This window comes from Veillonella denticariosi JCM 15641 (assembly GCF_002959855.1).
Taxonomy (GTDB): Bacteria; Bacillota; Negativicutes; order Veillonellales; family Veillonellaceae; genus Veillonella; species Veillonella denticariosi.
Genome location: NZ_PPDB01000001.1, coordinates 103788 through 119043, shown reverse-complemented (window position 1 = coordinate 119043; position 15256 = coordinate 103788). Strand labels below are relative to the sequence as shown.

Below are 15256 nucleotides of genomic sequence, written 5' to 3'. Positions count from 1 at the left end.
AACTCATTTATAAATTAATTTATAACTATTATACTATGTTCTAAGGAAGTGACAAATACTCATCATTTCTTCATCAAATCTGCATATACTATTAAAAAGTTTTTCAAAACTAAAGATTGCACAATTAATTTTGTATTTGTATAGGAGAAACATTATGAAAGCTAAATTGATCAAAGCAATCGCCATGTCCGGATTGGCCGCATTTTTAGTTGTCGGTATCGGATCGAATGTAGCACAGGCAAAAGAATATCGCTATAAAATCGGCGAACCATATGGAGCCCATAAATATAAAGACGGCTCCTACGATGAAAATCACCACCAGCACGGCGAATGGAACAAGCATCATCAGAAGAAAGAACGCAAGGCTAAAAAGAATAAAAAGCGGAGACATTCCTACTGGGGTCAATTCGATAATAAGAGCGAAGCGGAACGTAGCCACGCTCATATGAGAGCTGAATCTACAAACGGCTGATAGACAACCGTTCGATAATCCGCCGCCTCCACAAGAGGTTCAACAACATCATAAAGAATTAAAGGATCAACCACCGGCTCCAAAACCGCCTAAAGAAAAGAAACACAAAAAAGTAAAAAAGGCGCCTTCCCACCATCATCAAAATGCTCCGGAACATCCTCAAAATCCTGAAATTCCAAGATAGGTTTCACATAAAAAATCCCTCGATACCGAGGGCTTTTTTTATTGCTCACTTACAGCGACTTTCATTTTTTTGACATACTCAAACAAAGCCTCATCGGCCGATTCTCCGTAGTCCTTAATAATCTTAACGATGGCGGAGCCCACGATAGCACCGTCCGAAACGGACGCCATAGCCGCCGCCTGCTCCGGCGTGGAAATACCGAATCCGACGGCAATCGGAATATCCGTATACTTGCGAATCGACTCGACGATGGATTTAATATCCGTCTTGATTTCGCTGCGCATACCGGTAACGCCGAGAGACGATACACAGTAAACGAAACCTTCCGCATCTTTCGCGATCATTTCAATGCGATTTTCGGATGTCGGCGCGATGAGCGATACCACTTCAACACCATATTTATGTGCAATACCTGCCAGCTCACCTTTTTCTTCGTACGGCATATCCGGCACGATGATGCCTGCAATACCCGTTTCTTCGCAGAGTTTAAAAAATGCTTCACGACCGAATACATAAATCGGGTTCAAATAGGTCATGAACACGAGGGGTGCCGTCACCGCATCAGCTCCGGAGCGCAAACGACGCACCATATCGAAGATATCGTTGATTTTTACGCCTGTCGATAATGCACGGGTGCTCGCCTCCTGAATAACGGGCCCTTCCGCCGTAGGGTCCGAGAAGGGAATGCCGATTTCCACCATATCCGCACCGGCCGCAACCATAATGCGAATATAGCGCTCAGTCGTCTCAATGCCGTGATCCCCGGCGCTGATGAACGGGATGAATGCCTTGCCCTTTTTGAAAGCGTCTTTAATCTTACTCATGAATATCCACCCCTCTGTATTTCGCCATAGCCGCCACATCTTTATCACCGCGACCGGATAAACAAATAATAATGATATCGTCCTTACTCATGGTAGGGGCGATTTTTCGTGCATGCGCCACCGCATGCGCACTCTCGATAGCAGGAATAATACCTTCTAACCGGGATAAGTATTCAAAAGCATCCACCGCTTCATCGTCCGTTACCGGCACGTATTCGGCACGACCGCTATCGTGCAGGAACGCGTGTTCCGGTCCGATGCCCGGATAATCAAGACCGGCCGAGATAGAATATACCGGCGCGATTTGTCCATCTTCATTCTGGCAGAAATAGGATTTCATACCGTGAAAGATGCCTATGCTGCCCTTCGACATTGTCGCTGCATGTTCTTCCGTATCGATACCGTGTCCGGCAGCCTCACAGCCGATGAGGCGCACGCTTTCATCAGGAATAAAATTATAGAACATGCCCATCGCATTGGAGCCGCCCCCAACACAGGCCATGACAGCGGTCGGCAGTTTACCCTCCGCCGCCAGAATCTGCTCACGCGCTTCACGACTGATGATGGATTGAAAATCACGCACGATCAGCGGAAATGGATGCGCACCCATAACGGAACCCAACACATAATGCGTGTCCGCCATGCGGTTCGTCCACTCGCGCATCGCCTCCGACACGGCATCTTTCAATGTACCCGTACCGCTCGTTACGGAATGAACCTTGGCCCCCAACAGTTCCATACGGTACACATTGAGCGCCTGGCGTTCACAGTCCTCTGCACCCATGAATACTTCACAGTCCATGCCCATCAAAGCCGCTACGGTAGCCGTCGCCACGCCATGTTGGCCGGCACCCGTTTCGGCGATAACGCGGGTCTTACCCATCCGTTTCGCGAGCAGCATCTGACCGAGTACGTTATTCAATTTATGAGAACCGGTGTGATTCAAGTCTTCTCGTTTAAGGTAGATCTTGGCACCACCCAAATCCTTTGTCATGCGCTTCGCATAATACAAAAGGGACGGACGGCCGGTATAGTTGCGATGTAAGTCCTCCAACTCACGTACAAACTCGGGATCGTCTTTATATTTGTTGTACGCCTCTTCCAATTCGATGACTGCATTCATCAATGTTTCCGGCATAAATTGACCGCCGAAGCTGCCAAAATAGCCATGTCTTGCTTGCTTGCTCATATAACTTACCTTTCTTGAGACTCATTTATATAGTGATTCAAATTCCAACATAAGATTTCCCCATAACAGGTTCCTCCCATAATAGAATTATCTGATACAATCATTTATTCTACTCTAGGATGAATCGCATCGTAATCCACCTATACTATATGACACATCTATGTGAACTCCATAATTAATAGGCGATACGCTTTACCATCTTTGTGAAAGTTTTGATTTTTTCATCATCTTTTACGCCCTCTGTTTCGATGCCGCTGCTGATGTCGATACCATAAGGCCGCACCGTGCGAATGGCGCGGGCCACATTGGTGCTGTCGATACCGCCGGCCAGCATGAACGGTCGTTCAAATCCATCTAAACAGGACCAGTCGAACACTTCACCCGTACCGCCCCGCTCAATCCCGTGATATGCATCAAACAGGAGCATATCCGCACTGCTGTCAGGCCATGCCTGTGCATCCTCGGCACTGCGAATCTGAACGGCTTTCCACACCTCCAGGTCAGTTTGTTTCTTCAATGCTTTGATGAAAGATTCATCCTCATCACCATGTAATTGAATAACATCAAGGCCGACCTCGCCGGAGATACTCACCAGGTTCTCAATGGATTCATTAACAAATACGCCTACCGTTTTAATACCACTATCCTTATTTGCAGCACTCGCAGTACCGGCCTGTGCAATAGCGGAGGCTTCAGTATCATCTGACACAATAATATTATCGGTATTATAGCCCTTATCGATATTATAAGTATTCTCGGCATCATCCGCCGCATCCCTATACTGTATAGTTACCGCTCCACCGCTACGTTTTATATATTGTGTGCGAAGTTCACGGACAAGTTGCTTCGCCTGATCAACGGTTACCCGGCGCCTGCTCGGTGCGAACACGAGACCCATGTAATCCGGCTTTGCCTCTACTATGGCGGGAATCGTTTTCACATCGTAAATACCGCACATCTTGACTTTCGGCGTATAGTATGTCGGTCCGTAAAGATACGCCAGCTTTTCAACCTTGTCAGGAGAACGCATGAATGTTTCCCCCATCAACGCGACTCCGATGTTATTGTCCCGCAACACCTGAATGTCCTGCGGCGTTTCAAGGCCGCTTTCAGATACGAAAATCACATCGTCCTGCACCAGATTACGTAAGCGAACACTGTTCTGAACGTCCACCGTGAAGTCCTTCAGATTGCGATTGTTGACGCCGATAATACGTGCGCCGCAATCGATGGCCATCTGTACCTCACTCTCATCATGAGCCTCCACCAGAGAGGACAGCCCTAATGAATCCGCCAGTTCGCGGAACTTCATCAATGTAGGCACATCGAGGCAGGCACAAATCAGAAGGATTGCCGATGCGCCCCAGACCTTAGCCTGGTAAATCTGATATTCATCAATAATGAAGTCCTTCCGAAGCACCGGGATCTTAACTGTATTCGCAATTTCCTGCAAGTACCGTTTATCGCCCTTAAAAAAATCCGGCTCCGTCAGTACGGAAATAGCCGCCGCACCCGCCTGTTCATATTCCTTGGCGATATCCAGGTACGGAAAGTGTTCAGCGATAATTCCCTTTGATGGCGACGCCTTTTTGACCTCACAGATAAAGTTAAAATCCTGCTGGCGCAAGGCCGCCTCAAACGGAAATCCCGTATCAGCAGGTAACGCTGATGCGGCCGCTTTCACGGACTCCGGAGATTCCTTCTGTTTTTCTCGAGTCACCCGAATCTCGGTGGCCTCTACAATTCTATCTAAAATCAACGGTTATACCTCTTGCGTTACTTTCACAAATCGTTCCATCGTCGCCAGCGCCTTGCCGGAATCGATCATCGATTTCGCCTCGTTGATTCCATCAGCCAACGTGAAGCCGTCCTTAGCCAGATAAATCGCCATGCCCGCATTGAGGAGAACCGCGGTGCGTTTACCGCCTTGCTCACCGCCGAGGACGCGACGTGTAATCTCCGCATTCACCGTCGCATCGCCGCCTTCAAGCTCAGTTTTGTCGGCATAGTCGAATCCGTAATCCTTAGGGTCCAGTTCGTAACCGGTGAAAGCGCCGTTATTAATTTCGCATACATGCGTCTTATTCGTAGCCGTAATCTCATCGAGACCATCGAAACCGTGCACTACGGCACCGCGTTTTACGCCGAGATTGGACAATACACGCGCCAACGGCTCAACCAGCGCTTTATCGTAAACGCCCATCAGTTCAACCGTAGCCCCTGCCGGATTCGCAAGAGGTCCGAGAATGTTGAACACGGTACGAACACCCAAGGCTTTACGCACGGGGCCGGCGTATTTCATAGCCTGATGATATACGGGGGCAAACATGAAGCACATATTCGCCTTATCTAACACCCGCTCATTTTGCGCGCCATCGAGTTCCAATTTAGCTCCCAACGCTTCGATGAGATCCGCAGCACCGCATTTACTGGATACACTACGGTTGCCATGCTTTGCGACAGGTATGCCGGCAGCGGCAATGATAAAACCGGAAGTAGTGGAAATATTGAACGTATTCGCTTCATCACCGCCGGTGCCTACGATTTCCACAACCGTGCCGTTATGAGGTACGGAGCCCGCCTTCTCGCGCATAACCTCTGCAAAAGCGGTCACCTCGTCTACCGTAGGGCCTTTGGCCGCAAGAGCACATAAGAAACCGGCCATCGGAATCTCCGATACATCGCCGCTCATAATTTTGTTCATCGTATCCTTTGCAAGGTCGTAGGATAAGTCCTGACCATGCGTTACTGCATATAATGCATCTTTAATCATTTATAACTCCTTTTGAGGATATTTCTAGCAAATTGATACCTATACGAACACGATCCGGTGACGATTGGCATATGGCCTCAGCCTCCAGAGACCACCCACCCCTATTCGGGGCCGCCAAGTCGGCTTCGGCCATACACCGATCGTCCCTATATGCATATAAACAATCATATCAATTTCCTAGAAGTATCCCTCATATTAACATTTAACCACTGAACCTGCGCATTGTATGCCGTAACGCACAGATTCATGCCCCAAAACGACCTTGCAAACATGCGCTTCACCGGGAAAGGCACTACGCGTCCCCTCCCGAGATAAGGGGATCTGATTCGCAATGCCTTAGGCTTGTAGTAACCGTCTTAGAACGGCATAAAGGAGCGCTCACAAACGCCTTAGCACGCGAAGCGGGTGACTTTGAAAATCAAAATTCTTATTCTATGCAAGCAATAAGGTCTTGAAGAACGACTTGGCGGCCCCACGTAGTGGGGTAGGTGGCCATCGGAGTTCCGGGAGACCTTATTTCTGCCCTCATCGTTCTAGAGCCTAAGAATAGCCCCTCGATACATAAAGTAGACTGTAGTTTATTTTTCTAAGAAATTGCGAATCATCTGTTCCCCGTTCGGCGTCATGATAGACTCCGGATGAAACTGCACACCGTAAATCGGATAGTCCTTATGTTCCACGCTCATCACTTCGCCGTCCGCTGTAACGGACGTAATGATGAGATTGCTCGGAATCGTTTCATCAATAATCGCCAGGGAATGGTATCTTGCCACTTCAAATTCTTCGGGCACATCTTTGAGGATTTTTGACGGGCGCACCTGTTTCGCTACGCTTTGTTTACCGTGCATCACCTGCTTTGCATAGGACACGGTGCCGCCGAATACTTCACCGATGGCCTGGTGTCCGAGGCACACGCCGAGAATCGAAAATTCCCCTTTGCATTCGCGCAAGAGGTCTTCATATACGCCTGCGTCGGCAGGTCTTCCCGGCCCCGGTGAAAGTATCACATGGTCCGGTTTCAACGCTCTTATTTCATCAACCGTCAGTTCATCACTGCGAATCACCTTGATATCCGGATCAATGGATCCTACCAGTTGATACAAATTAAAGGAAAAGCTGTCGTAATTATCGATGAGGAGTACCATTATTCCACCTCCTGTGCTGTTGTAATAGCGCTCACCATGGACTGCGCCTTATAAATCGTTTCATTATATTCACTTTCAGGAACGGAGTCACGCACAATACCAGCTCCGGCCCGAACATATACCTTGCCGGCCTTGTTCATCGCCATACGAATGCCGATACATACGTCCATATTACCGGAAAAGTCGATATAGCCTACGGCACCACCGTATACACCGCGCGGACTCTTTTCGAGCTCATGCAGAATTTCGATAGCACGAATCTTCGGCGCTCCGGATAAGGTCCCTGCCGGCAGTGTAGCGCCGATGGCATCCAATGCATCCTTACCGTCCTGAATTTCACCGCTTACGGTGGATGTGATATGGATAACGTGAGAGAAACGCTGCAGCATATGTAGAGCCTCTACTCTCACGGAACCGAATTTGGAGATTTTACCCAAATCATTACGTCCTAAGTCGACGAGCATATTATGTTCCGCCAGCTCTTTCTCGTCATTGATGAGTTTTTCCTCGATAGCAAGGTCCTCCGCTTCGCTTTTACCACGAGGCATCGTCCCCGCAATCGGAAATGTGTTAAGCGTACCGTCCGTCAGTTTCACCAATGTTTCGGGCGACGCACCGGTCATTTCCACATCGCCGCCGGACAGGTAAAACATATACGGCGAAGGATTCAGCGTACGCAACACGCGATACGCATTTAGGAGACTGCCTTCAAACTTCGCTTCGCGACGATTCGACACAACGGCCTGAAAGATATCCCCTTCCTTGATGTAATGCTGCGTCTTTGTAACGACCGCTTCAAATTCTTCCTTTGTGAACTCTGATGTAAAATCGGACTGCAGCAGGCCTTTCGGCACATCCGCCTCTTTACCATGAAGCACGAGGTCTGCCAATGCTTTCAGCTCAATTTCGGCCTTGTTATAGTTCCGTTCCAGATCCTCGGTGCCGATATTGGCGATTAAATAGATTTTATTTTTGTAATGATCGAAGGCGATAACCTTATCAAACAGCATCAGATCCACATCATTGACCATCGCCGAGTCATCGTCCGGAACCGGCACATCAAGGGTCGGCTCAATATAACGAATATATTCACATGCAAAATATCCTACAAATCCACCTGTGAAAGTCGGCAATTCTTCGAGTCGCGGACTCTTGTATTGATGCAGGATGCGACGAATTTCAGCGGCAGGATCCGAACAGGCAAAACTACGAGTCGTCCCGTCTTTAATCGTCATTTGATGGTTTTTACAAAACAGCTCAATCTTCGGATCATACCCCAAGAAGGAATAACGGCCCCAATGATTGCTGTTATCCGCACTTTCAAGCAGATATGTATGACTGCTCACCTGTTTTAACGCTTTCAACACGCTAATCGGTGTACGTACATCAGATAAAAGCTCCATGTACACCGGCACGACATCGTACCCCGGTGCGACGGCTTTCACACGGTCAAGAGTAGGAAACATCATAAGAACCTCCATTCGGCATTTGCCAACAAAAAAACTCGCCCATGACAATTGACGTCAAGGACGAGTCTATAGTTCTATCGTTACAATCTAATTGTAGTGCTCTATAAATCGCGGTACCACCTTGTTTGAATGCATTGCATTCCCCTTTCGCAGGATACTAACATATCCCTCACGATTAACGCTCGTGTGACGTTGAAGAATACTGAGATCGGGTATCTCATCTCGCTCGGCCATGACAACCGGACATCCCAATCTGTTCACTCCACCCTCGGTGGTCCATTTAATAAGCTGCGTACTACGGGTTCTCAGCTAGTCCCGCTCTCTGTAAGTGCATTTCCTATTTTTATCTCCACCTCATCGGTTTCTAACAGGCGAGTATAAAATTATAATTAGATTATACGGTTTCTATAGAATGAAAGTCAAGAAGTTTTAATCACTTGCCGGTTATTCCGGTATAAAAATATCATTTTGTATTACTTTCACCATTTATAAAGTTGTATTTACATAAATCTCATCGGCGGATATTGTTTTCTCTTAAATGATAGTAGTATACTGACAATAAATGTATCATGAAGATATCACAATATATCCACACATATTTACCATTCAACACTAAAGGAGGTCCCGCATGGAAACGTGGAAACGAACTGTCTATATCAGTTTACTATGTGTATTCTGCACCTCCTTCGGTGTCAGTCAGTTGGCACCGATTTTGCCCCTCTACTTTCACGATTTAGGCATTACCACACCGGAAGGCATGTCCCTATGGTCCGGTTTGGCGACGGGCACCACCTATCTCATCGTTTGTTTGGCCGCTCCGTTCTGGGGGCGTATCGCCGACAGGAAAGGGCGTAAGATTACATTGATCAGGTCCAGTTTCGGCATGGCCCTGTGTAACATCCTAATCGCCTTTCAGACGACACCGGAGGGTGTCGTTATCGTACGCTTGATTCAAGGACTGGTCAGCGGATTTTATACGGCAACGATAACATTAATCGCCTCTGAGACGCCAATCGACCGGACCGGTTGGGCCCTTGGCATGTTGGCCTCCGCCAATTTAGCCGGTTCATTAATCGGACCTCTTATCGGCGGCTATATGGCCGATGTGATCGGCATTCGTAACGACTTCATCGTCGTCAGCGTGCTCATGTTCATCGCCTTTATTATGGCGACACTATTTATTCATGAGGATTATACGCCAAAATCCAATGCCAAGAAATTGACACTTTCAAAACTGAAAGAAGAAATTCCCGAGTTCAACAGCATCATTGCACTATGCGTGGCATCTTTTATCTACGCAATCTGCATCATGTCCTTACAGCCTATTATTTCTGTCTATATTAAAAGTATCGCCCCTAGCGACACGGAAAATCTTGCGTTCATCGCAGGCGCGGTGTTTTCCGCCATGGGGATTGCACAATTAATCAGCAGTTCGCCCCTTGGCAAATTAGTCGACCGAATCGGGCCGCGCAAGGTTCTCGTCGTATCCCTTATCTACGTAGGCTTGCTCAATATTCCTCAAGCCTATGTAGACAATATTTACCAGCTCGCTATCATCCGCTTCTTACAAGGCTTCGGTTTGGGCGGAATGTTGCCGGCCTTAAATACATATTTATCCTCAAAAACACCTCGCGAGTTTACGGGACAAATATTTTCCTATAATCAGTCGAGCCTGTTTCTCGGATATTTTTTAGGCGCCATCGGCGGCTCGGGGCTCATGGCGGTATTAGGATTTACCACATTATTCTGGGTTAGCGGCGGATTATTTATACTTTCAGCCCTCTGGATCGGATTAAAATTAAAATAGAATACAGCATAACCATATATATTTTTATATCACGCTGTATCAAACTATGACACTACAATAACAGCAACATAATAACTACAGTTGCCGCTACACATGGAACGGCATTGCGCTTTGCCAATTCCATCGGATTTATACCTGCCAGTCCGGCGATGATGATGCCGGCTCCGGCTACCGGGCTCATACTGCGACCGATACCGGCCCCGAGCTGAGCCATGGAGCCAAGCTCCATAATACCGTAACCAAAATCCGCCGCGTGAGGTGTTACGGCTCCATTAAAAGCAAGGGCCGCCGCATTACCGGAACCGGAAATAACAGCCAACAGAAACGGTCCGAAAGCAGCCCCGATTTGCGCAATTTGCTGAGAGTTTTTCATACCATCGATCAATGCGCTTGTAAGTCCGATATGCTGCATCCCCGCCGTAAAACATGCAGCAGCAGCCATCAATCCTACTACATCACACATGCCGTCACCGGTACCGCGGAAGAATTTCTTTACCGCATCAGTCACATTAGGACGGACCGCAACGATACCGATAGCCGTACCGATGAGCATCGAAACAGGCACGGAGATTTCCGGAATCACCGCTACTTGCTTACTCCCTAATACAAGTAATACTAACGGAATGATTGGGATAATCGCATAGAGATAATTCACCTTAAATTCTTTACTGTCTTCGGAATGGGACTCCAACACATATCCGGTATGTTCCTTTTTGACGATTGCCACGATATTAAGTAATATGGCAGCCACCACAAGACCAACAACAGCTTGCATCGTAAAGCTGGCAATAACGGTCATAACATCTGTACCTGCCAGTTGCGCCACCTGAGGGTTAAACATGAGGCCGGGACTCAAGGAGCTACCCCATGTGCCTAAGAATACGGCGGATCCCGCCATCGCCGGATGAACACCGGAGCGAATAAGGGCCGGAATCAATAAGGCCCCTACGGCGGCTGCACAGCCCGCCGCTGTCGGCAACGCGATATTAATCAGAAAGGTAATAATGACAGCACCGGGAATGATGATTTTTGTCATGCGCTTTAAGCCGGCAGAAATGAAGTATACCATGTGCTCCGTACACTTCGTGTACTCCATAACATAACTGAAACCGAGAACCGTACAGATCGTCGGCACGAGTCCGGCATTAGTAAGTTCTTTCACAAAGGCCGTTGTACCCGCCGCGATGTTACCGCCGATAAAGCACATCAACAGTCCCGATAAAAACAGAACAAGTCTCGTTTCAAACTGTTTAATGATGGCGATAAACGTCGCCACCACGATAATAATACCTGTAATAACCATAGTTCTCTCCTGTCCACATATGAATACTGACAATAAAACATGACTTCATCACAGCGTTTTATGAATCAATATAGCACTCATATCCAATTACAACTATAATTAAACACACTTTCCTTAAATAAGCCTGTCATAAACCTAAAACTAAGACTCGTGATGTACCTAATTGAGATTCTGCTAATATCTATAGTGAAACGAGTTTTGTTTCAGCCAAGCTGAGGCTACGCAATACCTTATCAAGAACCTCAGCACCGATCACGATATCGTCCATTTCGGCGAATTCCGCCGGATTATGGCTGATACCGTCACGACACGGAATAAATATCATCCCGGTTGGAACCGACTCCGCCCAATGCATGGCATCATGACCGGCTCCGCTCGGCATAAGCATATACTCTACCCCTGAAGACTGCACAGCCTCCTTAATCTGTGCGATCATAGCCGGATGCATCGCCACCGGCCGATCCTGAGCAATCGGCTCAATGGTATAGGTCAGTCCGCGTTTTCCGGCGATTACATCAATGTATTCTTTCACAAGGGTCACCACGGAATCGCGAGCCACCTTAGACATACTGCGAATATCGACGCCCAGTTTCACAGCGCCCGGAATTACATTCATCGCACCGGGACTAACATCTACAACACCGACGGTCCCCACAACAGGCGGTTTCTCCTGCATCGAGGTGATTTCCTCAATGCCGAGGATGATTTTCGCCGCACCGCACAACGCATCGTGACGTAAATTCATCGGCGTGGCGCCGCTGTGGTCCGCATATCCCCGAACGGTCACATAGAAACGTTCCGGCGCTGCAATACCTGTAACGATGCCGATTTTTTTTCTTTTCGTGTTCTAAAACTTTGCCCTGCTCAATATGCATTTCTATGAAAGCTTTCACAGGTTTCTTATATTCCATCTGTTCAATAGCATCCGGATCGAGGTTGCGATTCTGTAACGCCTCATACAGTGAGATACCCTCTTTATCAACTAAACGGTGTAAATCCTTTGCGGTCAATTCGCTTCGCATCGCCTTGCTGCCTAATGTGGCAGCACCGAATCGACTGGATTCTTCACACATAAAGGACACCACAGCAATGGTATGATCATGTTCAAATCCGTCATCCACCATACTACGAACCGCTTCAATAGCGGACAATACTCCGACAACACCGTCGTAATTTCCGCCGTCAGGCACACTGTCTGTATGGGAACCGACCATCACGACCGGCAAGTCAGGCTGTTTTCCCGCCTTATAGCCGATAACATTGCCAAAACCGTCGGTCTCTACCGTCAAGCCCGCCTCAACCATGCAATCCATGATATATTGACGCCCGTCCCAGTCCGCCTCTGTAAAAGCAAGTCGATTAATGCCTTCACCCGCTGCCGTAAAGGACTTCATATTGCTGAAGTCCTTAGCCAGTCGTTCTCGTTGTATCATACGCGCTCCTTTCCCCATATACAGCCTTTCACAAACTCTTCTTATCCGTTTTAATCTATACAAAGAGTATGCTCATCCGGTCAGATTTATCGTTTTAGTATGATGATTCGGTCAGAATTAGCATTTCAAATAGTATTCCGCTATAGCACCCAATGCGATAATTCCGTTCAGCATGTCTTCTTCATCGATATCAAAAAGAGGATTATGATGCGGCGCCTTAATGGCAGAGCCCAACACCATATACGTCGCCTTACCGCCGTTATCGATGACGCGATTGAGAAAATATGCGCAGTCTTCACTGCCGCCGCCACTATAGTCAAAAGGAACCTCTTTGAAGATACCTAAAGGCTCAATGATCTTTTGTACTTCTAGGGCTAACTCATCACTGATGCGACCTGCCGGTGTCTCACCCTGTTTTGTAATTTCATAGGTACAGTCGTGCATTTCCGCAGCGGCTTTAATAATAGTTTTTGCGCGATTGATCATGTAATCGTTAATTTCCGTTGTGGCACCGCGCGTTTCAAGTTTAAGAACCGCCACGTCCGGTGTTACATTGCGGCCGGTACCGCTTTCAAAGACGCCCACATTCATGCGGGAAGCCCCCTGGCTATGGCGAGCGATGGCCTGTAAGTTAAGAACTGCCGTACAGCCTGCAAGCATCGCATTTTGCGCCTTTTCAGGGGATCCGCCGGCATGCGCGGAATAGCCGTGAAATACCGCATCAAGCTTGGTAGTGGCCAGAAAGCCGTGATCGCTGCAAGCAAAGCAGTTGGACAGTTTTTCGTTAAATCCGATATGCATGCCAAACATCAAATCAACATCATCCACCACACCGGCTTCCGCCATGGCTTTTGCACCGCGCACACCTTCCTCCGCCGGTTGGAATATGAGTTTAATCGTACCTTTGAATGTCTTCTTATGAGTAGCCACATATTCCGCCAGACCGAGGCCCATCGTCATATGTGTATCATGGCCGCATGCATGCATCGCCTTGTCATGACGGGAGCGGAATCCCTTATCTGCCGGTATATGACCGGCCTCATTGGATTCGATAACATCATTTGAGTCCATATCCGCCCGAAATGCCACAGTAGGGCCGTCATCGTCGAATTTCATTGTGGCTACGATGGCCGTTTTACCGTAACCCATTTTTTCCACCAGTTCGGGATCTGCCCCTTCCTCAACGGCACGATTCATGGCGGCTTTCATAATCTCATCACCGGGAAGTCCCATACGTGAATCCAAATCAAGGACATCCGCCCCAATGGCCACATCATACCCCAATTCAATAAGACGCGCCGCCACCTTTGCCGCGGAACGATACTCAAGCCACCCCGGCTCGGGATACATATGGAAATCCCGTCGCATCGCGATAAAAGCATCGCGCCGTTCCTCTACAAAACTCTGAACAGACATAGAAACCTCCTCTATAAACAAAGAATCCGCATATCTTTACTATATGAACAGATATGCGGATAGTCAACCGAGTACGGTCATGTATACAATATATATAATTGTCTGCTTGATTTATATTTATAAATAGATAATTGCAAGATTAAGCGATTATGCAAGCTCCGTCTTATTGAGCTTCGCCAGTACCTCACGCTTGATTCGGCGGTGCCGTTCCCAGCCGATAATAAATACAGTGCTGATGATAAACACCATACCGAGAATTCCGGTAAGGGTAAATTCATTGCCTAACAACGCCCAGCCGAACATAGCCGCCGAAATCGGTTCCAGCGATGACAGGATCGATCCCTGAACGGCTCCGATGCAACGGACACCTTCCATGTAGGCGTTAAACGACACCACTGTACCAAGAATGATGATGGTAAATAAACCTAACCACGTCATATGGTCCCAAACGGCTTTCGATTCGTAGGCGCCGAATATGGAAATGGATAAGATGCCGGATATGAGCATGGCGAATCCCACAATCGGACCCGTGCCATACGTACGCAACAACTCAACCGGCTGCAAGCTGTAGACGGTGATTCCTAATGCGGATAACAGCCCCCAGAAGAGGACCCCTCCATTTACATTCTGTATATCCAGACCACCTTGGAACATGATCAACATCGTCCCCAATATGGCGAAGAACACCGATACGACCTCTCCGGAGCTCGGCTTATTGTGATAGCGCAAAAATAAATATACGATAATCATCGTCGGCGCCACATATTGAAGCACCGTTGAAATCCCTACGCCGGCAAGAGCGATAGATCTAAAATATGTATACTGGCACATCGCCATCCCGAAGATGCCGAAGATGAGCAGTTTCATGATATCCCTCGGACTGTTAAAAACGTTAAATACGGCTGTTCCCTCTTTCATAAACGCCAATATAACCGTGATGAGGCCGGCCCCGATCAGGCGCACCTCCAGCAACCATTCCACGTTGACATGTTTCACGTCTTCAATAAATTGTACGGCCGTTCCCGACAACCCCCACAGCAAGGCCCCTAATATGGTGAGCCCCATGCCGACCCATTGTTTCTGTTCCATCTCTCCCCCAATATCTAGCGAGATTCATCTTATAATTATGACTTATGGTGAAAGTCGACCACAATTTCATGACAATTAACATGCTCATGAGGCAATCATTAAACTTTCACAAACGTTCTACAAGAACCTATTGTAAAACAAAAAACAGCCCG

Annotated in this window: 11 protein-coding genes and 1 pseudogene; 2 read left to right on the top strand and 10 right to left on the bottom strand. The window is 47.8% G+C overall.

Annotated features, from left to right (window positions below):
* Positions 1-154: 154 nt before the first annotated feature.
* On the top strand, positions 155-472 hold the full coding sequence (locus tag VEHSUH05_RS00560) for a hypothetical protein (protein WP_105090413.1): 318 nt from the start codon (positions 155-157) through the stop codon (positions 470-472).
* Positions 473-694: 222 nt separating this feature from the next.
* Here VEHSUH05_RS00560 and trpA read toward each other — a convergent pair whose 3' ends face one another.
* The 6 genes from trpA to VEHSUH05_RS00530 form a co-directional block, all read right to left on the bottom strand.
* The gene (gene trpA / locus VEHSUH05_RS00555; protein ID WP_105090412.1) at positions 695-1480 is read right to left on the bottom strand and encodes a tryptophan synthase subunit alpha; all 786 of its coding nucleotides are present in this window, start codon (positions 1478-1480) and stop codon (positions 695-697) included.
* Positions 1473-2669, bottom strand: a complete 1197-nt coding sequence (gene trpB / locus VEHSUH05_RS00550) for a tryptophan synthase subunit beta (protein WP_105090411.1) — start codon at positions 2667-2669, stop codon at positions 1473-1475. Before trpB ends, trpA begins: the two co-directional genes overlap by 8 nt.
* A gap of 175 nt (positions 2670-2844) precedes the next feature.
* Positions 2845-4428, bottom strand: a complete 1584-nt coding sequence (trpC, locus tag VEHSUH05_RS00545) for an indole-3-glycerol phosphate synthase TrpC (RefSeq protein WP_105090410.1) — start codon at positions 4426-4428, stop codon at positions 2845-2847.
* Between the two features lie 3 nt (positions 4429-4431).
* Positions 4432-5442 carry an anthranilate phosphoribosyltransferase gene (gene trpD / locus VEHSUH05_RS00540; protein ID WP_105090409.1) on the bottom strand — a complete coding sequence of 337 codons (1011 nt, stop codon included), beginning with the start codon at positions 5440-5442 and terminating at the stop codon, positions 4432-4434.
* Between the two features lie 578 nt (positions 5443-6020).
* Positions 6021-6587 (bottom strand): anthranilate synthase component II, encoded by a 567-nt coding sequence (locus VEHSUH05_RS00535; protein ID WP_105090408.1) that lies wholly within the window; start codon positions 6585-6587, stop codon positions 6021-6023.
* Positions 6587-8056, bottom strand: a complete 1470-nt coding sequence (locus VEHSUH05_RS00530) for an anthranilate synthase component I family protein (RefSeq protein ID WP_105090407.1) — start codon at positions 8054-8056, stop codon at positions 6587-6589. The genes VEHSUH05_RS00535 and VEHSUH05_RS00530 overlap by 1 nt, the downstream gene beginning before the upstream one ends.
* Before the next feature lie 628 nt (positions 8057-8684).
* Between VEHSUH05_RS00530 and VEHSUH05_RS00525 the strand changes: the two genes are divergently transcribed.
* Positions 8685-9863, top strand: a complete 1179-nt coding sequence (locus tag VEHSUH05_RS00525; RefSeq protein ID WP_105090406.1) for an MFS transporter — start codon at positions 8685-8687, stop codon at positions 9861-9863.
* Positions 9864-9915: 52 nt separating this feature from the next.
* On the opposite strand, the gene dcuC is transcribed toward VEHSUH05_RS00525, so the two are convergent.
* The 4 genes and pseudogenes from dcuC to VEHSUH05_RS00505 form a co-directional block, all read right to left on the bottom strand.
* Positions 9916-11166: a C4-dicarboxylate transporter DcuC gene (gene dcuC, locus VEHSUH05_RS00520; protein WP_105090405.1), complete on the bottom strand. Its 1251-nt coding sequence runs from the start codon at positions 11164-11166 to the stop codon at positions 9916-9918.
* Positions 11167-11347: 181 nt separating this feature from the next.
* Positions 11348-12599, bottom strand: a pseudogene (locus VEHSUH05_RS09455) (allantoate amidohydrolase).
* A gap of 117 nt (positions 12600-12716) precedes the next feature.
* The gene (locus tag VEHSUH05_RS00510; RefSeq protein ID WP_105090404.1) at positions 12717-14015 is read right to left on the bottom strand and encodes an amidohydrolase; all 1299 of its coding nucleotides are present in this window, start codon (positions 14013-14015) and stop codon (positions 12717-12719) included.
* A 147-nt stretch (positions 14016-14162) separates the two neighbouring features.
* Entirely contained in the window at positions 14163-15104 is a 942-nt protein-coding gene (locus tag VEHSUH05_RS00505; protein ID WP_105090403.1) for a DMT family transporter, read from the bottom strand.
* Between the last annotated feature and the right edge of the window lie 152 nt (positions 15105-15256).

Excerpts from the sequence above, each read along its gene's own strand:
- VEHSUH05_RS00525 (WP_105090406.1), top strand. The coding sequence starts at position 8,685 with ATGGAAACGTGGAAACGAACTGTCTATATCAGTTTACTATGTGTATTC.
- VEHSUH05_RS00510 (WP_105090404.1), bottom strand. The coding sequence starts at position 14,015 with ATGTCTGTTCAGAGTTTTGTAGAGGAACGGCGCGATGCTTTTATCGCG.
- VEHSUH05_RS00505 (WP_105090403.1), bottom strand. The coding sequence starts at position 15,104 with ATGGAACAGAAACAATGGGTCGGCATGGGGCTCACCATATTAGGGGCC.
- trpA (WP_105090412.1), bottom strand. The coding sequence starts at position 1,480 with ATGAGTAAGATTAAAGACGCTTTCAAAAAGGGCAAGGCATTCATCCCG.
- dcuC (WP_105090405.1), bottom strand. The coding sequence starts at position 11,166 with ATGGTTATTACAGGTATTATTATCGTGGTGGCGACGTTTATCGCCATC.
- VEHSUH05_RS00560 (WP_105090413.1), top strand. The coding sequence starts at position 155 with ATGAAAGCTAAATTGATCAAAGCAATCGCCATGTCCGGATTGGCCGCA.
- VEHSUH05_RS00535 (WP_105090408.1), bottom strand. The coding sequence starts at position 6,587 with ATGGTACTCCTCATCGATAATTACGACAGCTTTTCCTTTAATTTGTAT.
- trpB (WP_105090411.1), bottom strand. The coding sequence starts at position 2,669 with ATGAGCAAGCAAGCAAGACATGGCTATTTTGGCAGCTTCGGCGGTCAA.
- trpD (WP_105090409.1), bottom strand. The coding sequence starts at position 5,442 with ATGATTAAAGATGCATTATATGCAGTAACGCATGGTCAGGACTTATCC.
- VEHSUH05_RS00530 (WP_105090407.1), bottom strand. The coding sequence starts at position 8,056 with ATGATGTTTCCTACTCTTGACCGTGTGAAAGCCGTCGCACCGGGGTAC.